Origin of the sequence: Luteitalea sp. (assembly GCF_044337415.1) — a bacterium.
Lineage (GTDB): Bacteria > Acidobacteriota > Vicinamibacteria > Vicinamibacterales > Vicinamibacteraceae > Luteitalea.
Window position 1 is genome coordinate 1 of record NZ_JBIINP010000330.1, and the last position, 3,464, is coordinate 3,464.

Below are 3,464 nucleotides of genomic sequence, written 5' to 3' on the forward strand. Positions count from 1 at the left end.
CCGTGCTCGATGCGCGCCTCCGGCAGCGCGTCGAGCAGGTCCAGCGATCGGTACCGTCCGGTCGGCCGTGCGGCGATGACCAGGCCAGCCACGACCACGGTCCAGAGGGCCCCGGTCGACAGGCGCCGCAGGGTTCCCGCTGACCACTGCGGCGAGGGCATGGCGGCTCCCTGGCTCCCGGGCAGGTACCCCGGGGCGGTCGCCACGGACACGGTCCACGCCAACACGAGGTTGACGGTGACCATGACGAACGCGATGACCGGCCACGAGCGCAGCCAGGCGGGCCAGGGGCGCAGCACCTCGTGCAGCCAGTAGGGCAGCGTCGCTCGCCGGCTCGACGTCTCGAAGACCAGGTCTCCCCACTGCTCGGTCCCGTCTGCGAAGAACCGGCCGCCGGGCAGGGTGTCGTCGCGGGACGTCGCCAACTCGACGCCCGGTCCGTCCCCGACGTTGACGTGACGCACATCGAGCCGGTAGTGGCGCCCGCGAGAGGCGCGGACCTGACGAAACGGGACATGCAGCGACGTCGAGCGGACGGCCTCCGCCGCCGGCACGATCACGCGTTCCACCCGGGTGGGCGCATCAGCCTGCACGTCGAGCAGGTCGACGATCAGATCCCCTTGAGGCGTGGCCACGGACGGGCGCGGGCGAAGCCAGACGCCGTCGAGGCCATCGGCCCCCATGGTGAAGGCCTGCGAGACGCCGCGCGGCGAGGCCGCCGTCACCTGTCGGTCGTCGCCGCGCGCGGTCCACGTGGACGCCAACCCGTGCGGGGTGAAGCACCACCGGTCGATCTGCCAGACGAGAAGGGCGCCGTACAGCAGCAGGAAGGCTGTCCGGCTTCGGGGAGGCGCGCGCACGACCGACAAGCGTAGCGCACCAGCAGGCCGCAGCTCTCGGGCCACAGGCGGCCTGCCGGCTGTAGTCTGTGGCCTACCTGAGTGCGCGCAGCCGGTGCATCAGGTCGCGCTGCCGCCCGAACAGGTCGTACAACTCGCCGTAGATCCCGTAGAGCGCGGTGTATCGCTCGTGCGCCTGCGGGTCGCAGTGATAGCGCTCGGTCGGCCCCGGTGCCATGGCGGCCGCCGCCGTTTCCACCGACGCGTGCCCACCAGCGCCGACGCCGGCCGCCACCGCGCCCAGCATCGCCGCGCCGAGCGCCGAGGCCTGCGACGCGCCGGCGACCTCGATCTCGAGGCCGAGGACGTCGGCGTAGATCTGCATCAGCATCGGGTTGCGCGTCAGGCCGCCGCCGGCCACGATGCGCGTCACCGGCACGCCGCCCTCGCGCAACGCGTCAGCGATGACCCGCGTGCCGAAGGCCGTGCTCTCGACGAGGGCGCGGTAGACATGCTCGGGCCGCGTGGCCAGCGTCGCGCCGACCAGCAGGCCGCTCAACTCGGCATCCACGAGCGTGCTGCGGTTGCCGTTCCACCAGTCGAGCGCCACCAGGCCACTCTCGCCCGGTCGCAGCCCCGCCGCGCGCGCCGTGAGGACCTCGTGGGCCGACACCTGGCGCCGCGCGGCCTCCTCGATCACGTCGGCAGGCGCGAGCGCGTCGACGAACCACGCAAAGCTGTCGCCCACCGCCGCCTGCCCCGCCTCGTAGGCAAACAGGCCAGCGACGATGCCGTCTTCGACGACGCCGGCGACGCCGGGCACGAGCTGCTCCTGCTCGGCCAGCACAAGGTGGCAGGTGGACGTGCCCAGAATCAGCATCAGCGCCCCGGGCGTCGTCGCGCCGCTGCCGAGCACGCCCGCGTGCGCATCGATCAGGGCAGCCCCGACGGCCGTGCTGGGCAACAGGCCCAGGCGCTCGGCCCAGGCCGGCGTGAGGGTGCCGACCCGCGCGCCCGGCGCGACCACGGCCTGTCCGCCGCCCTTCGACGCGTAGAAGCCCTCGAGTCCCGGATGGAGGGCGCGCAGATAGGCGTCGGACGGATAGCCCTCGCCCTTGTGCCAGAGCCCCTTGTACCCGGCCGCGCAGGCATTGCGCGCGAACGTGCCCGTGAGCTGCCAGACCACCCAGTCGCCGCCCTCGACGATCAGGTCGGCCGCCGCGAACACGCCCGGCGCCTCCTCGAGCACCTGCAGCGCCTTGGGCAGCATCCACTCCGACGAGATTTTCCCGCCGTAGCGCGGCAGCCAGCGCTCGCCGCGGGCTGCGGCGACGTCGGTGACGCGCGTCGCCTGCGGCTGCGAGGCATGGTGCTTCCAGAGCTTGGGCCAGGCGTGCGGCTCGGCCGCCAGCCGCGCATCCTCCATCAGCGGCGTGCCGTCGGCGCGCACCGGCAGCACCGTGCAGGCCGTGAAGTCGATGCCGACGCCGACCACCTCGGCCGGCGCGAGACTCGCGCTCGCGAGGGCGTCGCGGACGCAGGCCTCGAGCGACGCCATCCAGTCGCCCGGGTGCTGGAGCGCCCACTCCGCGCCGAGCGCCGCTCCGGTCGACGGCAACGTCTCGTCGATCACCGCGTGGTGGTACGCGCTCACACCGCTGCCGAGCACGCGGCCGTCGCGCGTGTCCACGACCAGCGCGCGTGCCGATTCGGTCCCGAAGTCGATGCCGATGACTGCCGTCATGTCCGCTCCTTGCGCGGCGCAGGAGGCTCGGCCGCGCAATTCAGAATTCGCACTTCACGATGAAGCTGGGGGCGAGGATCTCCAGTCCTCGTGCCCCCTGCATTCCGCGTCCTTGAACTCTGAATTCTGAATTCTGAATTGATGTCTGCCGCTTCTCAGCGACCCGACAGGACCTCGCACTCGACACCGAGCACGTCGCACACGCCCTGCAGTTCCGCCAGGCAGTCGCCGTACACGCCGTGGATGTGGTTGCAGTTGAAGGCCTGGATGAAGGCGTCGGGTGTGCAGGCGAACCTGGCGAACGCGTGCGGCCAGTTGTCCTGGCTGATGGCGGCGACCTCGTGCTTGCGATCGCCGAGGTCGACGAACTCGGCGCGGAAGGCCACCATCCGGTAGCGCCCGGCGCGGCGCGTCAGGCGCGCGAGCGTGACCTGGCCCGGCGCGGCCACGTGGTACACGGCAGCGCCACCGGCCGGGAAGTAGAAGCCCTGCGGACGGAACTCGGTCTGCGCCAGGTTCACCGCCGGGTCGAGGCTGCGCCCGGCGAAGTAGGTGGCGTGCTCGCCGCTGTTGCACAGGTCCCACAGGCCCAGGTCGGCGTGATAGTGCCGCACGTCGGCAAACAGCACGGGCGTGCCGGAGAGGTGCTTGAAGATCTGCATCGTCAGCGCGGCATCCGAGTCGGCCTCGGTCGAGCAGACGATGGACGGCTTGGGCGTGCCGTCGGGGTGGTACGGATCGTTGAGGAACGCCTCGGCGACGTCGGCCGTCGCGTAGTGCTCGGTGAGCTCGCGCTGCCCCTTGATGCCGCAGAAGTCGTACCCGAACTCCTCGATCAGGTCGATCGCGCCGTAGTACATCCCGAGTTGCTTCTTCAGCAG

2 protein-coding genes and 1 pseudogene are annotated in these 3,464 nt (G+C 71.6%); all 3 read right to left on the bottom strand.

All coding sequences use genetic code 11. The features are described 5' to 3' along the window. Positions 1-860, bottom strand: an 860-nt coding sequence (locus ACIRDX_RS21825; RefSeq protein WP_396627532.1) for a hypothetical protein, incomplete at its 3' end; no start/stop codon positions are given. 73 nt (positions 861-933) lie between these two features. Further along, on the bottom strand, positions 934-2,583 hold the full coding sequence (locus ACIRDX_RS21830; RefSeq protein ID WP_396627533.1) for a ribulokinase: 1,650 nt from the start codon (positions 2,581-2,583) through the stop codon (positions 934-936). Positions 2,584-2,738: 155 nt separating this feature from the next. Then, positions 2,739-3,464: pseudogene (locus ACIRDX_RS21835) on the bottom strand (fucose isomerase); the annotation flags it as partial.

What these genes read in the sequence shown, in the direction of transcription:
- ACIRDX_RS21830 (WP_396627533.1), bottom strand. Translation starts at nt 2,583, where the DNA reads ATGACGGCAGTCATCGGCATCGACTTCGGGACCGAATCGGCACGCGCG.